The sequence below is a fragment of the Flavobacterium sp. 1 genome (genome assembly GCF_002797935.1).
Lineage (GTDB): Bacteria > Bacteroidota > Bacteroidia > Flavobacteriales > Flavobacteriaceae > Flavobacterium.
This window is the reverse complement of sequence record NZ_PGER01000001.1, coordinates 2,621,899-2,638,893: the sequence shown is the minus strand read 5'-3', so window position 1 is coordinate 2,638,893 and position 16,995 is coordinate 2,621,899. Positions and strand designations below refer to the sequence as shown.

The following is a 16,995-nucleotide window of genomic DNA, read 5'->3' as shown; positions in this document are numbered from 1 at the left end:
TTCCAGTTTATAAGTATAATGATTTTAGATATAAAATAAAGTTATCGCAAGGATTCAATTATGTGTTAGGTATGGAATATCTTTACGTAATATTAATTTAGTAAGAAATGAAACTGCATATTCAAAATAATTTTACTGCCGAATTGCCTGCCGATCCAAGTGAAATCAATATTCCGAGACAGGTGGAGAAAGCATGTTTTTCGTATGTTGAACCGAAGAAACCTTCAAACGCTTCTTTGATTCATGCGTCGGCTGAAGTTGCTAATTTGTTAGGACTCTCTCAAGAAGATACAGTGTCGGATGATTTTTTAAATATTTTTTCGGGAAATACTGTTTATCCGGGAACTCGCCCGTATGCTATGCCTTATGCAGGACATCAGTTTGGGAATTGGGCTGGGCAATTGGGAGACGGTCGTGCCATTAACCTAACCGAAGTTACGCATAATGATACGTCTTATACACTGCAGCTGAAAGGAGCAGGACCTACGCCTTATTCCCGCACAGCTGATGGTTTTGCAGTTTTGCGTTCTTCGATACGGGAACATTTGTGTGCCGAAGCCATGCATTATTTGGGTGTCCCAACGACTCGTTCGCTTTCATTAATGCTTTCAGGGGATCAGGTGCTGCGCGATATTCTCTATAATGGAAATCCTGCTTATGAGAAAGGAGCCATCGTTTGCAGAACAGCGCCATCGTTTATTCGTTTCGGTAATTTTGAATTGTTTGCTTCCAGAAATGATCTTGCTACGCTTCAATTACTGGCAGATTATACTATAAAACATCATTTTCCTGAGATTAAAAGTGAAGGAAAGGAGAAGTATCTTGCTTTTTTTCAAGAGGTTTCTAGAACTACTTTAGATATGATTGTTCATTGGCAGCGTGTTGGTTTTGTTCATGGCGTCATGAATACCGATAATATGTCGATACACGGAATTACAATAGATTATGGACCTTATGGATGGCTGGAAGATTACGACCCAAATTGGACTCCAAATACAACAGACAGGCAGTATAAAAGATACCGATTTGGCAATCAGCCTAATATTGCTTTGTGGAATTTATACCAATTAGCTAATGCTTTGTTTCCTTTAATTAATGACACCAAACCGCTTGAAACGATCTTGAATGCTTTTAGCAGCGATTATCAAAAAGATTATTTAAATATGATGCGGAATAAGCTTGGTTTCAGTCTGATTCAGGAGGAAGATATTATTTTAATTGAAAGTCTGACCGAACTGCTTCAACTGGCAGAAACGGATATGACTATTTTTTTTAGAAACTTGAGCAGTGTTCAGAAATTGGATTCAGCAGAAGCAGCATTTGAAAAAATTAAAGAAGCTTTTTATAACGAAAAGGATATAATAGAATCAGTTTTAAATAATTGGTACACTTGGTTAGAACATTATAAAAACAGGATCGATGAAGAAGTATTTACTGATGCAGAAAGAAAGAAACAGATGAATACTGTAAATCCTAAATATGTACTGCGCAATTATATGGCACAATTGTGTATTGATGATGCCGATAAAGGAAATTATTCGTTATTGAACGAACTGTTTGAATTGCTTAAAAAGCCTTATGATGAACAGCCTGATAGTCAGAAATGGTTTGCCAAAAGACCTGATTGGGCTAGGGATAAGGTTGGCTGTTCTATGCTAAGCTGCAGTTCTTAATTAGGTTTGTACGGAATAAAACAAAAAATCCTAAGTTGTCTTAGGATTTTTTGTTTTTGCCAAAATTGTATTTTACTTTTTCGACTACCGATGTTTTTCCGTTTCCTTTTGGGAATTCTTTTTTACTAGGTTTTTTAGTGCCCGAAGCCGATTTTGAAGGACTTTGATCTCCTCTGGATTTTTCTGCGTCTTTTGGTTTAGCCTTAAATTCAGGTCTGTCTTTTGAAGTTTCTTTCTTCGGAATTTCTGCTTTGTGCTTAGCCAAAACATCAGTAGGGTTTTTAGGGTTTTCTTTGGTTCCTCTCAAGTGAATTACCAATCCGTTTAGAAAATTGCGCAACACTTGATCGCCGCATTCCATGTAGTTTTCGTGTTTTTCATCACGAAAAAAAGCACCCAATTCTGATTTTGAAATTCTAAAATCTACCAATTCTAAAATCTCTACTATTTGGTCATCGCGCAACATCAATGCCACTCGAAGTTTTTTGAATATATCGTTATTTGTCATTTTTGTGTATTTAAAGCGCAAAGATAAGCATTTACAAAATGAATTTCTCTGTATTGTTTTTTTGTAACCAAAAACACTTTGTCAATTATTTGAAATTAGATTTAATTTCAATTATTTTTGGGCTTAATAAAATGGGATTATTATCTGAAAAATGTTTAACTGTTATTTTATAAAGAGTCTTAAAGATTAGATATGAAGAAAATTACACTAAGTTTCGTTCTCTTTTTTTGTTTAATATCAGCTCAGGCTCAATCGGGGCATGAAATCAAAATAAATTTAAAGAATTGTAAAGATACTGTCGCATATCTTGCCTTTTATCAATTTGACAAACTGTATGTTGCTGATACCTGCAAAAAAGTGGTCAACGGAAATATTGTTTTCAAAGGAAAGAAGAATTTGGAAAAAGGGGTTTATTTTTTGCTCAGCCAGGAAAAGGGCAATTATTTTGATTTCATAATAGATGAGAAATCTCAAAAGCAACAAATCAATTCGGATAAATCCAATTTAGTCGAGAATTTGAAGGCTGTTAATTCTAAGCAAAACGAAAATTTCTTTAACTATATTCGTTTGGTTTCTGCCAAAAATAAAGAATTTGACAGTTTTAAAAAATCAATAAAAGAACAAAAAAAATCAGATTCGACAGCGCTTTTGACCAAGGAATTCAAACTCTTGAATGAGGTTATTCAGCAAAATGATTTGAATTATATTGCTCAAAATAAAGGAACGTATCTTTCTGAAATGCTCAATTTGAAGATGGAGAAAGTTGCTAAGGATATTCCGAAAGCTTCAAACGGCAGACCCGACAGTATTTATTCTTATAAGTACTATAAAAAACATTTTTGGGATGGAGTCAATTTTGAGGACGATGCCATGTTATATAATCCCTTTTTTGCCAATAAAATAAAACAATATTTCAATACAGTTGTTGCTCAGCATCCTGATTCAATTTGTGTGGAGATTGATAGGATGATGTTAAAAACAAAGCAAGACACTAAAATGAATATGCTTTTATTGGCCTATTTTACTTCGACATACGAAATACCAAAAATTATGGGCATGGACAAAGTGTTTGTCTATATGGTCGATAATTATTTCAAAACAGGAAAAGCCAAAGGTGTATATGATGACAGTGTAATCAAACTAATCATAAACAGGGGGAACGTTTTGACGCCTCTGCAGCTTGGAAAAACGGCTCCCGAACTTTATATGATTGATATTGCTGGACATGATAAAATTGCAAAAATGGGTTTTGATACCGCAAAAACAAGCGAAGAAATCACCAAAATCTATTATGCCTATCAGCTGGAAATCGAAAAATCTTATGTGACTTTATCAAGTATCAAAGCCGATTATTTAATACTGCTTTTTTGGGATGTGGACTGCGGGCACTGCCAAAAAGAAGTGCCAAAAATCTTGGAACTGTACCATGATATGTTGAAAGAAAAGAAAGATGTAAAAGTTTTCGGAGTTTACACCCAAAATGATTTCGATAAATATAAAAAATACATCATTGATAATAAACTGGATTGGATTAATGTTTATGACGGCGTCCATATCAATAATCTCAAGGATAAATACGATGTTGTGACAACGCCTGTGATTTATATACTCGACAAAAATAAAGCCATCAAAGCCAAAGGAATTGGTTCTGAAACGATAAAAAGCATTATTACCCAAATGGGAAAAGAATATTCTAAAAATTAAAGATTAAGAATCATGATTTTAGATTAACGATTTTTGATGTAATAAAATCAAAAATCGTTAATCAAAAATCTCAATAACCCAACCAAAGAACAGCATTTGTAAAACCGTCCCTCCATAGTTTTTCGTTGTGATGCCCTCCTTTTACGATTACTTTTTTGTTGAGGTGCAAACAATAACAGCGGTTGGTATTTAGTAAAAGTTCGATGTTGTTAAGGTCTTTAACCATACTGTCGTCATCTCCTTCTGAATCTCCGCAGAGAAAATAAATTTTAGCTTTTAGTTTTTTGCTATTCGAGGTTAGATCATTTATTTCTTTTCGATTAATCCAGAAAGCAGGAGAAAAAACGCCCGCTTTTCCAAAAACTTCAGGATATTTTATAACAGCATAAAATGAAGTCAAACCACCCAAAGAACTTCCCATAATAGTGGTATTTTTGGCATTAGGCTTTGTTCTGTATTTTTTATCGATTTCTGGTTTTAAAGTGTTTATAATAAATTCAAGATATTTATCAGTTTCTCCACCGCCATATTTTGCATTTTTATAGGGAGTTAATTCGTCTATGCGCTTTTCTCCGCCATTTTCAATACCCACCACTATTACTTGAGCGTTCAAGCTGTCGAGTTTTTCATCGACATTCCATTCTCCCGCAAAAGAAGTCTTAGCATCAAATAAATTTTGAGCATCATGCATGTAAATGACAGGGTATTTTTTGGTTGAAGTTTCATAATTTTTGGGCAAGTACAGCCAAATTTTTCGGCTTGTTTTCAATTGTGGCGCTTCGATGGTAAAAGCGGAAACCTGTTTGGAAGCAGTCCTTTCTTGAGCATTTGTTTTACTAAGAAATAAAAATAATGGGATAAGAAAAAATAATTTCAAAGGGATTAATTTTTTTGATTTATAAAAAAAGAATATTTTAGCTAAAAATACAAATATCATGGGAAAACACGAAGATAAAATCAATTTGTTATCTGAAATGATTGCATTTTCAGTTGTTGACGGAAGACTGCATGAACGTGAATATCAATTTGTTTGGATTGTTGCCCAAGAATTAGGCATCAGTAAAAACGAGTTTAACGATTTATTTCATCAAGAATTGCCAACAGGAATTATTAAGTCTGAATTTGAGAGAGTTCAGCAATTTTACCGTTTGGCATTATTGATGCATGTTGATGGTATTTTACATCCAAAAGAGGAAGAAGCTATTCGCCAAATTGCTATTAACATGGGATTGAATCCAAGTGCTACGAATCGTATATTAAGGCTGATGAAAGAATCTCCCAATGCCATGATTCCGCCGCAAGTTTTATTGGGACATTTTCAGGAACAGCATAATTAACTGATTTTTGATTGTGATTTTTGTCAACTAAAACTTCAAATATTAATAATCCTAACGCTTTTATTTGTTAGAACAACTATTTTTTGTTTGAAATTACGTGGCTGACATCTCATTAAGATAATGCCTTTGTGCTTTTTTGGCTTTTAAAAATCATTTCGCCAAGATTCTTTGTCAGAAATGATTAAAATATAATTTTCGGAGAAACTTTTTAGTAATAACTCATTACCTCTGGAATCTAATCAAACCATAAAATTCCTTTATTTTATGGTTTTGGAGTGGCTAAATTAAGAAAACAACCAAATTTTCATCCTCCAAACAGCTACTAACATTTTAAATTTAATGAGGTAGATATAGTTTTTTTTAAATAATTGATTCTGTAATAGTAATACTATTATTCAGTCTGCTTTTTGGACTGGTATGGTCGTATTATGGCAGTACGCAAGAGGTTGGATTGTGCTAAATTACTATGAGGTAAACAAACTAAAACCTTTTAATCCTATTATTCATCAACTTCAGATACTTTTCTTTCATAGTATCTGATAAAAAAGAGATTTCCATAAGTTCAGTCCATTTAGACAGATTCTTATTCATGTCAGATAAAATGGCATCAATTGTTTTGTCATTAAGCTCCAATCGTTCTTTTGGAAAATAATCTACTAACTCCACTGCCTTTAAATTGCTCTTTTTGCTTTTAAGGTATAAACCTAAAAATCATACCTTAACTAATCCTCTAATTTCATACCAATCCCTCCAAAGGAGAGAGCGTCAGAAATGGATTGTTATATACAGTGTAATAGTGATAGTTATTTATCTTTTATACTGCCTGAAAACTATTTAAGTAGTTTAAAATAAATAGTAGTAGTCATGAAATGCGCCATCTGGTGTTGATCCCAAATTTCGAACGAGTACATCTTCTTTTGTGATGCTTTAGAGATATATGGTGTATTGTAAATTAATATAAATATTATGTATTTATTATTAAAAAGCATTATTTTTTATTTAGTGTGTTTTTTATTAATAAAAAAATGTAAAATTTCTAATATGACCTTCTTTTTTTTCCAATTTACCCCTCCTGAATCATGTCAGTTAAACATTACTTTGTATTAGTAATTAGAACGAATGCAGTATTGCTATTATAGGGTAGGCTAAATTGCTTTTTTACCGAAAATTGGGAACTGTATATCTGTAACTCTCTATAGGTTAAAGCCATATTAGCAAGTGTTTTTTCACTGATGCTGGAGTGCCAACAGATTTTTAGTATTTGGTTATGATCATAATCCTATCGATAATTTTTAATTAAACAAGCAAAGCCTATGAATAGACCTTATGATTAATTGTAGAAATGCATTGTACTATAGTGGAGTCTTTTAGTTACTTTTTGAAAAAGAAATTTCAAAAAAAAGAGTCTGGATGTTTTAATGCATTATTTAAGCTCAAATGCAAATACCATTAAAAATTGATTTTTACGGTATTAGTATAAGAGTTAGAACAGGTTGCGGAATATTAATTTAACAATTTAAACTATTTTATGTTAATGAAAAAAAAGTATGTACTTATGTTAGGCATCATTTTATGTGCTTGCTCAAAAGATGAAGTTGCGGAAGTTAATCAGACTAATGCAGCAGAGAATACCCTTGAGATTGAAAATACGGCGGTAAGCAGTCATTCTTTAACTGCCAAGGTTGGAGCGGCATCGATTGCAGGGGTAAATTGGGCAGATGGACGGGATAATTTTGTAGATGGCTGGGTTATTATCTCAGGATTGGCCTCAGGAGACTCTTATGCTACAGTTGCAGCGAAAACAGATGCCGTTTTAAATGGTTTTACAAGTAAAATAAGCGGGGTCAATACGATACGCATTCCAATTAATCCACCTTCAGTAGCAGATAGCTGGTGGGCTAGTTATCAAGGGGTAATTGATAAAGCGACCAGTAAAGGCTGGAAAGTAATTATTGCCTGTTGGGAGTCTTCATCCTCAAAGGATGGTATCATTGATAACACAACAGCTTTTTGGAGTATGTGGAATACAGTAGTAACTAAATATCAAAGTAATGGGAATGTATATTTTGAACCATTCAACGAGCCCCATGGATACACTTTATCCCAACTAACAGGTATTTATGCTCAATTTCTTTCTAATTATCCAAATGTTCCAAGAGGAAGAATAATCTTGGATGGAACAGGATATTCTGATAATGTTACAGGAGTCGGAGCCGATAGCCGTTTTAATAGCTGTTTACTTGGATTGCATAATTATGCTTTTTGGGCCACCAGATCTGTTACTCAATGGAGAGCGGATTGGCGCAGCAGGATAGGGAGTTATGGCAGCCGCACTGTGATTACTGAATTTGGTGCCACGATGAACTCAGGTAAAGATTATCAAAATGGAAATCAGTCTGATAATGAAATTGCCTATATAGTTGCAACCAGCGATGTATGCAGAACAGATAATATTGCCAGTGTCTATTGGCCAGGTTTAAGAGATGGTGATTCCTATAGTTTATTTAACAGAGGTGGCAGCGGGACTAACATTTCCATTAACACAGTTAATAGTTCCGGTATATTCCGCGTAAGATACGGTTGGGGTGAGAATTAATTAAAAAGTTATGATAGAAGAAAAGAAGGTCAGTGATGGCCTTCTTTTTTTATATCCGATCGCGTCACAAGCGGGAAGCTATCACTAGCTAGTGGTTCTAATGTTCAATATGTTACAAATGTTTCAAGAAGAGAACTGACGTTGGATAAATCACATCAGCTCACATTTTACAAAAGGACTTATTAGACAAAGTTATTTATTAATGAGTGATATACTTCTTAGCTACTTCGCTAAATATCCGATTAATTACATAAGGAATAGAATAGTATCTTAAAACCTCATGATGATGAGCCTAATGATTGAGAATGTTCTAACGAAGACTTGATATAACGAAGTGGCTTTTTGTCTTTAAAGTTTTCCTTGCAAAGCTTTAATCTCATCCCTTAGTTTTGCAGCTTGCATGAAGTCCAGATCTTTTGCCTCTTTTTCCATGGATTTTCGTTTTTCGCGAATGAGTTTTTCCAAATCAGGTTTTGACATATAGGAAGTTTCAGGCTCGGCTGCAGCATTCATAATGTGTCCCAATTCGTATTCTACCAATTTGTTATTGGTAAAGGCACTCTCAATCTTTTTGTTTAAAGCTTGAGGAACTATATTATTTTCTGTATTGAAATTGATTTGCTTTGTTCTTCTGTAATTGGTTTCGTCAATTGTTTTTTGCATGCTGGCAGTAATTTTGTCTGCATACATAATTGCTTTCCCATTCAGGTTTCTCGCTGCACGTCCAATGGTTTGAGTCAATGAACGGTGGCTTCTCAAGAATCCTTCTTTATCTGCATCAAGTATGGCAACCAATGAAACTTCTGGTAAATCCAATCCTTCACGCAATAAGTTCACCCCAATCAGCACATCAAATATTCCTTTTCGTAAATCCTGCATGATTTCTATTCGCTCTAAAGTATCAACATCGGAGTGGATGTAACGGCAGCGAATGCTTACTTTAGTTAAATATTTGGCTAGCTCTTCAGCCATTCTTTTGGTCAAAGTTGTCACCAAAACCCGTTCGTCTAGTTCACATCGCTGCTGAATTTCCTCAATCAAATCATCAATTTGATTCAGGCTCGGACGGATTTCTATAATTGGATCCAATAAACCCGTTGGGCGTATTACTTGTTCTACATATACGCCATCACATTTTTGTAATTCATAATCAGCAGGAGTTGCCGAAACATAAATAACTTGGTTTTGCATGGCTTCGAACTCTTCAAATTTCAAAGGGCGATTGTCCATAGCGGCCGGTAAGCGAAAACCGTATTCCACCAAGTTTTCCTTACGGCTGCGGTCACCTCCATACATGGCGTGCACCTGCGAAACCGTTACGTGGCTTTCGTCAACAACCATTAAATAATCTTTTGGGAAATAATCCAATAAACAAAAGGGGCGGGTTCCAGCTTCTCTACCATCGAGGTAGCGGGAGTAATTCTCAATTCCGGAGCAATAACCTAATTCCCGAATCATTTCTAAGTCGAAATTTGTTCGTTCTTCCAAGCGTTTGGCCTCAAGATGTTTGCCAATTTCTTTAAAATAATCAACTTGCTTAACCAAATCCTGCTGAATTTCCCAAATGGCACTTTGCAATACATCTGGAGAAGTTACAAACATATTGGCTGGGTAAATTGTCAGCTTTTCATATCTCTCAATAACTTTGGACGTTTTTACATCAAAACTTTCTATTTCTTCGATTTCATCTCCAAAAAAGTGAATTCGGAAGCCGTCATCAGCATAACTTGGATATACTTCAACAGTATCTCCTTTTATGCGAAAATTTCCAGGAGTAAAATCGGCTTCGGTTCTGGAATATAAACTTTGAACCAAACTTTTTAATAATTTGGTTCGGGAAATCATTTGGTTTCTCTCTACGGCAATTACGTTCTTTTGAAATTCTACGGGATTACCAATACCATAAATGCAGGAAACAGAAGCCACAACTATTATGTCTCTCCGGCCAGAAAGCAGGGAAGAGGTAGTGCTTAAACGCATTTTTTCCAACTCTTCATTGATGGATAAATCCTTCTCAATGAAAACGCCTGTGACCGGCATAAAAGCTTCGGGCTGGTAATAATCGTAATAGGATACGAAATACTCTACGGCATTATTGGGAAAAAACTGCTTAAACTCTGAGTACAATTGCGCAGCCAAAGTTTTGTTGTGAGCCAAAATTAAAGTAGGACGCTGTATCTCTTGAATGACATTGGCCACTGTAAAAGTTTTTCCGGAGCCAGTAACTCCAAGCAGCGTTTGGAATTGTTCGCCATCCAGCACACCTTGAGTTAATTTTTCAATGGCTTGCGGTTGATCTCCTTTTGGCTTGTATTCGGATATAACTTGGAAATTCATTTGCTATTGTTCAGAATAGCAAAGTTACAAAGGAATTTAAGAAAAATGAGTTTTTGAAATTTTAAAAGTTTATAAGTCAAATTATTCCTCTCTTAGCCATTTTTCCATTTCTTCATTTACGGAATCATTATCAAAATAATTTCCCTGCAAATATTGCTTTTTAGAATTTAGGATTTCTTTTTTACATTGTTCAGAAAGAATTATTATGTTTTCTAAAACCTGATTATGAGCTAACACATTTCCATTAGTAATGTTATTTTCAGATTTTTGTAAATCTAGATTGTAACTTTCAATAGTGCTCATAATAAAAGAATTTATACAAATTTAATCAAAAGAGCATTGTAAATATTAAAACTTCCAGTTTTCTTGTTGTTCTTCGCTTAAAAAAGACCAAGCAACAAAACGGCTTGTTTTTTGGCCTTGAGCCATGTCAATCGTTTTTATAGCTGCGGGGTGAACTTTGGCTAATGTTTTATAAATGCTTTTTAGATTATCGCTTTTAGAAACTAAAGTGGTAAACCATAAACATTGCATAGGATATTTGGCACTTTCATAAATCATTTGTTTGATAAATCCTAGTTCACCACCATCGCACCATAATTCGGCATTTTGACCACCGAAGTTTAAAACAGGTTTGTCTGTTTTTTGTGCCTTAGGATTTAAGTTATTTACTTTTCGAGTGGCGCTTTTTTGAGCTTCTTCGGCTGAATTATGAAAAGGGGGATTGCAGATTATAAAAGTAAACCGATCTTCGGACGTGATAATGTTTTTAAAAATAAAACGGGATTCCGTTTGCTGCTGTAAGCTGATAGCGTCTATTAGTTTTGGATTGGTCTCAATAATTTTACTGCAGTTTTCGATAGCTTTTGTGTCAATATCGGTGCCTACAAAATTCCAGCCGTAAACTGCATTGCCAATAATAGGATAAATACAATTTGAACCTACGCCAATGTCAAGTCCTAATACATTTTCTCCTTCCGGAATTTTTCCTTTATTGGATAAAGCCAGCAAATCTGCGATATAATGAATATAATCAGCACGTCCGGGAATTGGCGGGCAAAGATAATCTTTTGGGATATCCCAATTTTGAATACCGTAATCCGTTTGCAATAAGGTTTGGTTGAGTGTTTTTACAGCTTGGGGATCACTAAAATCGATTGTTTCAATGTCATGTTTATTAACAAAAACAAATTTTCCTAATTCGGGATTGTTTTGTGTTAATAGTTCAAAGTTATATCCAAATCGATGAAGATTTCTTGGATGTAAAGTTGTCTTTTCGGTATTTTTTATTGATTTCATTTCCTAAATTTCGCTGCAAAGATAGTCAAACCATTTTTGTTATCGGTATAACAGTCGTTTACAGTTGTTTTGTAATGTAAATCACGTAAAAGAATGGTGCTGTTTAGGTTTTTTTGACATTGAAGGAACGTCTAAGTAGTATTAATTTTCCTAACAATCTACGAGTCACGCAAAATTTTCTCCATCGTCCTGCCTTTTGCTAACTCATCGACCAATTTATCCAAATACCGAACTTGCTTTGTCAAAGCATTTTCGATTTCCTCAATGCGATAGCCGCATATTACTCCTGTGATGAGGTGTACATTTGGATTTAAAGAAGCCTGTTCGAAGAATGTTTCAAAAGTTGCTTTTTCGGCTATTAGTTCTTGCAGTTTCTTGTCGTCAAAGCCTGTTAGCCACCCTATAACTTGATGCAATTCTTCTTTTGATCTGCCTTTCTTTTCTATTTTTGCCAGATATAAAGGATAGACGGAGGAAAAAGTCATTTTTGCGATACGCTGATTGTGGGTGTCGGAATTGTTCATGCTTTCTTTTTAATGTTATTCTTGTTCGCTGTTTTTATAAACGCTGGGATTAAAAAGTTCTATATAAATTTCTGGTTTTGCGAAAATAAGAACAGAGTTTATTTTAGCCATAGTTTTATACTTGCTATTTTACTAAGTTCATGATAACTTGGGGTATCGGAAGACAATCTGTACCGAGCGAATCTTTTTGAATGTAATTTATTGTTGCCTGATTTTTTTCTTTATTTAAAATTATTGACAGCTTATATTCTTTTTCTTCTTTGATAAATGTGATTGATTTTTTGTTCAGATCATTTTTTTCTTCTGAGTTTATGGTATCATTTTTACTTTGGAATGCTTTGCCCAAATATTCTGTATCACATGGCGATGTTTCAGTGTAAAGATAAAAATCAATACAATTATTTTCTAAATATGTAATTCCCAAAAGTTGAGTTGATTCCTCCATATCATCACCTTCAAACTCTTTAAATTGATACACAGCAGAATATTTTTGGATTAAATAGTCCAACATTTTATCTTTAGAATTTTTATCTTTTTGAAGGCTTTCTAAGGATGGCTTTCTAAGGATGGCTTTCTAAGGATGGCTTTGTAATGATTTTTATTTTTTTGTCAATATGCTCATTTTTGCAATTGGTGCAAAAACATAAAATCATTAATAACAGCAACAGTTTTTTCATGTTTAAAAATAAAAATTAAGATGTTTTATGTTTTTTTAATGTGTGTTAAAATCAATATAATGAATAATTCTGCGAAGAGTTCTTAAAAAAGTGAGGACGCTACGTACGCAAAAGCCTCATGACTTTGTGCGTTTCTTTAAAAGTTCTTGAAATCTTTAAACATGTAAAAAGTTTCCCGACTTTCTCCGTGAATGTTTTTGGGACTGTATGCGTTTCAAGAGTTATAAAAACTACAAAGTAACACAGTTGTTATTTTGTAGTTTTTTATTTCTATTTAAAATGAGTGTACTTCGATTTATATGCAAACGTACTTATTTTCTAAAATATTTACGTAAAAAAGTCGGGAGACTTTTATTAAACTTCGCGTTTTCAAGAACTTTTAAAGAAACGCACAAAGTCTGGAGACTTTGCGTAGCGGAGTTGAATCATTTGCAGATTTTTCACAAGAATTGTTGATCCACTTGTTTGAAGCGCTTCGATAGTCTTCAAATCTGTGCATATTCTTTGTTGATGTTTTTGGTTTAATAACCCATAACGTGTCGCGGCTATACGTCAGTTGCGACGATTGGAGCAGAGAATTTTCCGCTACCGTGAACGAAGTTATGAAAATAAGACGTTCAATTTACTAAAAACCAGCAATTGCGTGTAGCCGCTGTTATGGGCAGTGCTTTCCTGTTTATTTCATTTTGTTAAACATATAGCGGCTTATTTTCCATTGTCCACTTGTTTTTTGAAGAACAAAAAGTTCTCTGCCTTCTTCTGCCACGGTTTGTCCGTTGGCGTGAATTAAAGTAGTGAATTTAGAAGTTGTTCTTAGAAAAGCATAGTCGCCATTTACCACAATTTCGTCTATAAAAAATTCTATGTTGCTTAATTGAATGGTTTTAAACACAAACTCATAAGAATCTTTTATTTGTTCTTGTCCGATTGCAGAAGGTGCATTGGAAGGCATAAATACTCCATCGTTTGTATAAAGGGGCATCACTTTATTTACGTCTGATGTGTTTAAGGCGTCACGGTAAGAGAAAAGTAACTTTTCAATTGCTGATTTTTCTGTTGTCTGTTCCATATCGTTTTGTTTTGAATTTTTTGTTTCGTTTTGGCAAGCCGCTAAAGCTAAAACCAAAGTTGCATAGATGAATAAATTTTTCATTTCGGTTTTAATTAGATGTTAGTTATTAAGTTTTTGACTTCTTCAAGCGTTACGGTTTTGCCTAACTTGCCAAATTCGTGTAAGTCGCCAAATACTTCAATACGGATTGATTGGTCTAAACAGCCCACTTTTATGGCATCAAAACCATTGTCCTGAATTAATTGCTCCACTTCTGCATCAACAGTTGTGTTGTCACTAGCATAAAATAAAACTGATTTTTCAGGTGTTTGAAAATCTACGTTGGCTAATGATGATGCTCCTAATGTTCCAAAAGCTTTTACCAAAGTTGCACCTAGAGGTAAAATAGTTGCGTTCAATTGTCCTGCTGATTCTTTTTCGCCAATAATTTTTTTGAAGCCGCCATTTTCGTCTGGTGCAATTGGGTTAGATGGGTCAATGATGATTTTGCCATTCAGTTCTGCACCATATTGTTCAAACAATTCTTGAATGGTGTTGAACCAAACAGAAAGCACAATGATGTCTGCATTCTTAATGGCTTCGCCAGTTTCTGATGCTGTTGCAAGACTTCCTAATTCTTGTGCCAATGCTGTTGCATCTTCCAGTTTACGGCTTGCAATTATTACAGGACGATTGCCTTTTACAAAATTTTGGGCAACTATTTTACCAATGCTTCCTAAGCCAATTACGGCTACTTTTGATGTTGTTATCATACTATTTCTTTTAAAATTTTTAATGATTTTGATAATGCAAAGATGCATCGGAAAGAAGGCTCTGTCCAATGAACTGCATCAAGAAATAGTATTGATGTAGATTAAGATTTTTTAGATTGCCTGTTTCTTAAACGGCTTAAAAATTCTGGTGTAATTCCCAAAAATGAAGCTATTTGGGTTTGTGGAAGTCGGTTTGAGAGGTGCGAATAGCTATCCAAAAACGAATGGTATCTTTCTTCGGCAGTAGAACTGATATTTTGTAATAATCGTTTTTGTAGGGATACAAAACTATTTTCAATTAACACCCTAAAAATGCGGTCGAACTTGGGGGCATTTGTGTAAAGCAATGTTAAATTATCGTGACTAATTTGTAATACCATTGTATCTTCTATAGCGTCAATATTCAATTCTGAAGGCTTTCGTTCATGAAAACTTCCAATATTGCCCAACCACCAATTTTCAGCAGCGAATTGTAATATATGTGTGTTGCCCTTGTCGTCCACTTTGTACATACGCAAACAACCACGAACAATAAAGTTGAATTGATTGCAAATGTCGCCTTCCTGCAAAACATATTGTCTTTTGCGGTAAAGTCTTGGTTTGAATAATTCTGTTACCAGTTGTTTTTCGTCATTGTTTAACCGAATTACTTTTTGAAAGTAGTCCAGCAGCGGTTCAATTTGAGAATTTATGATGTCGTCTTTATTCATTTTCTTGTCTGTCTATCGAATATTGGTCAGGTGGTCGCTGCATTGCCCATAACGTCAGTCTGTGAAAAAACTAAAATCAGCCTCTTGAGAATCTCATATTTGAGTTTTTTCTTTGGTAGCCCTCCGAATACTTTCTGAATTTTAGGAGGTTTTTTTACAGCCTGACGTCAGTCTGTGAAAAAACTTCCGTTTGCTTAGGAACAAATATAACAAAAAACTTGTGTTAAAACAGGAATTTTCGTATTTTTAGGGATGCAGCATATCATAGGAATTTCCCGCCACCAGATGCGTATTTCCAGTTTAGAAGACGCCATAGCTCCCGATAATCAAGTGCGATTTATAGATGCATTTGTGACGTTTACAGACCTTGCTAAGCTGGGTTTTGCAGTGCAAACCATCAAAACCGAAGGCCGCCCGAGCTACGATACCAAAGTGTTTCTTAAAATCTATTTATACGGTTATCTGGGCGGAATAAGAAGCTCGCGAAAATTAGAGAAGGAATGTTTTAGAAACATTGAAATGCAATGGCTATTGGAAGATATTCGTCCCAATTACCACAGCATCTCAGATTTCAGAAAAAACAATCCCGCTGCCTTGAAGAAACTCTTCAAGCTTTTTGTCTCATTCTTGAAAGATGCGGACTTGATAGGCGGTGAAACCATTGCCATTGACGGCACCAAAAGCCGGGCTCACAACAGCAAAAAAGCCAATTTTAACCAAAAGAAAATTGACAAGCACCTGGAATACATTGAGACCAAAACCCAAGAATATCTTGATGCTCTGGAAGCAAATGATGCAAAAGAAAACTCTCCAAAAATCAAAAATGTCCAACAAAAAATAGAGTGTCTCAAACAAAACAAAATCCGCTACGAATTGCTGGAAGAAAAACTAAAAGCAAGCGGAGAACCCCAAATAAGCACCACCGACAGCGATGCCAGAGCATTATTGGTTCAGGGACAGGTGGTTGAAATCTCATTTAATATGCAGGCAGCCGTCGATGCCAAACACAATCTTGTAGTAGCCACGCACACCATCAATCGTAATGACCGCAACGCCTTATCGGCTATTGCCATAGAAGCCAAAGAGAATTTAGAAATAGAAACCTACACGGCTTTGGTGGACAAAGGCTATCATAACGGGCGAGAAATAGAAGCCTGTAGGCAAGCCAATATCACTACAATTGTAGCGCAACCCGAACAAGGAAAAAATAAGGAAAACGGAACAACCAAGGATTATTTTGTTTCTAAGTTCCAATACAATAAAACCACCGACACCTACACTTGCCCACAGGGCGAAACGCTTAAAACTACAGGCCACTGGCACAAGAAAACCACGGACAGAGACAGTTATGAGTTCAAGAGATACCGAACACCCAAATGCAGAGAATGTCCTGTAAAACATTTATGCACCAGTAGGATGGCCGGTCGAGATATAGACCGCAGCCAATATGCCGATGCCGTAGAAGAAAACAACAAACGCTACCACGCAAATGCACAGCTCTACCGCAAGCGGCAGGAAATCAACGAACACATTTTTGGCACTATCAAACGGCAATGGGGCTACAATCACACCAATTTAACAGGATTGGAAAAAGTAAATGGAGAACACAGCCTGATTATGCTGGTCTATAACATCAAACGCAGCATCAATATACTCGGAGTTCCCGAGCTCATTGCCAAACTCAAGAAATGGAACTCACCCTACAAGGCAAAAGTCTTGTTTTTGTTAAAAATGAGTTATTTAAAACCGAAATTAGACTTCTTTTTCTTTGAAACTAAATTAGCCTCCTAAAAAAGAGGCTTCGTT

Annotated in this window: 15 protein-coding genes; 5 read left to right on the top strand and 10 right to left on the bottom strand. The window is 35.0% G+C overall.

Going from position 1 to position 16,995, the window contains the following annotated elements:
• Positions 1 to 107: 107 nt before the first annotated feature.
• Positions 108 to 1,673 carry a YdiU family protein gene (locus tag CLU83_RS10605; protein ID WP_100431581.1) on the top strand — a complete coding sequence of 522 codons (1,566 nt, stop codon included), beginning with the start codon at positions 108 to 110 and terminating at the stop codon, positions 1,671 to 1,673.
• Positions 1,674 to 1,713: 40 nt separating this feature from the next.
• Here the strand turns inward: CLU83_RS10605 and CLU83_RS10600 are convergent, their stop codons facing one another.
• On the bottom strand, positions 1,714 to 2,181 hold the full coding sequence (locus CLU83_RS10600; protein ID WP_100431580.1) for a DUF1456 family protein: 468 nt from the start codon (positions 2,179 to 2,181) through the stop codon (positions 1,714 to 1,716).
• A gap of 192 nt (positions 2,182 to 2,373) precedes the next feature.
• Between CLU83_RS10600 and CLU83_RS10595 the strand changes: the two genes are divergently transcribed.
• Positions 2,374 to 3,885 carry a thioredoxin-like domain-containing protein gene (locus tag CLU83_RS10595; RefSeq protein ID WP_100431579.1) on the top strand — a complete coding sequence of 504 codons (1,512 nt, stop codon included), beginning with the start codon at positions 2,374 to 2,376 and terminating at the stop codon, positions 3,883 to 3,885.
• 70 nt (positions 3,886 to 3,955) lie between these two features.
• On the opposite strand, the gene CLU83_RS10590 is transcribed toward CLU83_RS10595, so the two are convergent.
• Positions 3,956 to 4,762, bottom strand: a complete 807-nt coding sequence (locus CLU83_RS10590) for an alpha/beta hydrolase (RefSeq protein WP_232727058.1) — start codon at positions 4,760 to 4,762, stop codon at positions 3,956 to 3,958.
• 58 nt (positions 4,763 to 4,820) lie between these two features.
• On the opposite strand from CLU83_RS10590, the gene CLU83_RS10585 reads away from it, so the two are divergent.
• Positions 4,821 to 5,222: a TerB family tellurite resistance protein gene (locus CLU83_RS10585; RefSeq protein WP_100431577.1), complete on the top strand. Its 402-nt coding sequence runs from the start codon at positions 4,821 to 4,823 to the stop codon at positions 5,220 to 5,222.
• 1,534 nt (positions 5,223 to 6,756) lie between these two features.
• A complete protein-coding gene (locus CLU83_RS10575) occupies positions 6,757 to 7,818 on the top strand; it encodes a cellulase family glycosylhydrolase (RefSeq protein ID WP_198512282.1) in 1,062 nt (353 codons plus the stop codon).
• A 348-nt stretch (positions 7,819 to 8,166) separates the two neighbouring features.
• On the opposite strand, the gene uvrB is transcribed toward CLU83_RS10575, so the two are convergent.
• The 8 genes from uvrB to CLU83_RS10535 form a co-directional block, all read right to left on the bottom strand.
• On the bottom strand, positions 8,167 to 10,155 hold the full coding sequence (uvrB, locus tag CLU83_RS10570; RefSeq protein WP_100431575.1) for an excinuclease ABC subunit UvrB: 1,989 nt from the start codon (positions 10,153 to 10,155) through the stop codon (positions 8,167 to 8,169).
• Positions 10,156 to 10,236: 81 nt separating this feature from the next.
• The gene (locus CLU83_RS10565) at positions 10,237 to 10,458 is read right to left on the bottom strand and encodes a hypothetical protein (protein WP_100431574.1); all 222 of its coding nucleotides are present in this window, start codon (positions 10,456 to 10,458) and stop codon (positions 10,237 to 10,239) included.
• A 45-nt stretch (positions 10,459 to 10,503) separates the two neighbouring features.
• Complete coding sequence (rlmF, locus tag CLU83_RS10560) at positions 10,504 to 11,454, bottom strand: 23S rRNA (adenine(1618)-N(6))-methyltransferase RlmF (protein WP_100431573.1); 951 nt, start codon at positions 11,452 to 11,454, stop codon at positions 10,504 to 10,506.
• Positions 11,455 to 11,612: 158 nt separating this feature from the next.
• Positions 11,613 to 11,978 (bottom strand): DUF2200 domain-containing protein, encoded by a 366-nt coding sequence (locus CLU83_RS10555; protein WP_100431572.1) that lies wholly within the window; start codon positions 11,976 to 11,978, stop codon positions 11,613 to 11,615.
• A 124-nt stretch (positions 11,979 to 12,102) separates the two neighbouring features.
• Positions 12,103 to 12,489 (bottom strand): hypothetical protein, encoded by a 387-nt coding sequence (locus tag CLU83_RS10550; RefSeq protein WP_100431571.1) that lies wholly within the window; start codon positions 12,487 to 12,489, stop codon positions 12,103 to 12,105.
• An 842-nt stretch (positions 12,490 to 13,331) separates the two neighbouring features.
• Positions 13,332 to 13,808, bottom strand: a complete 477-nt coding sequence (locus CLU83_RS10545) for an SgcJ/EcaC family oxidoreductase (RefSeq protein ID WP_100431570.1) — start codon at positions 13,806 to 13,808, stop codon at positions 13,332 to 13,334.
• Between the two features lie 11 nt (positions 13,809 to 13,819).
• Positions 13,820 to 14,479 (bottom strand): NADPH-dependent F420 reductase, encoded by a 660-nt coding sequence (locus tag CLU83_RS10540; protein WP_100431569.1) that lies wholly within the window; start codon positions 14,477 to 14,479, stop codon positions 13,820 to 13,822.
• Positions 14,480 to 14,580: 101 nt separating this feature from the next.
• On the bottom strand, positions 14,581 to 15,189 hold the full coding sequence (locus CLU83_RS10535; RefSeq protein WP_198512281.1) for a Crp/Fnr family transcriptional regulator: 609 nt from the start codon (positions 15,187 to 15,189) through the stop codon (positions 14,581 to 14,583).
• A 252-nt stretch (positions 15,190 to 15,441) separates the two neighbouring features.
• On the opposite strand from CLU83_RS10535, the gene CLU83_RS10530 reads away from it, so the two are divergent.
• Positions 15,442 to 16,980 (top strand): IS1182 family transposase, encoded by a 1,539-nt coding sequence (locus CLU83_RS10530; RefSeq protein ID WP_232726934.1) that lies wholly within the window; start codon positions 15,442 to 15,444, stop codon positions 16,978 to 16,980.
• The last annotated feature ends 15 nt before the right edge of the window (positions 16,981 to 16,995 follow it).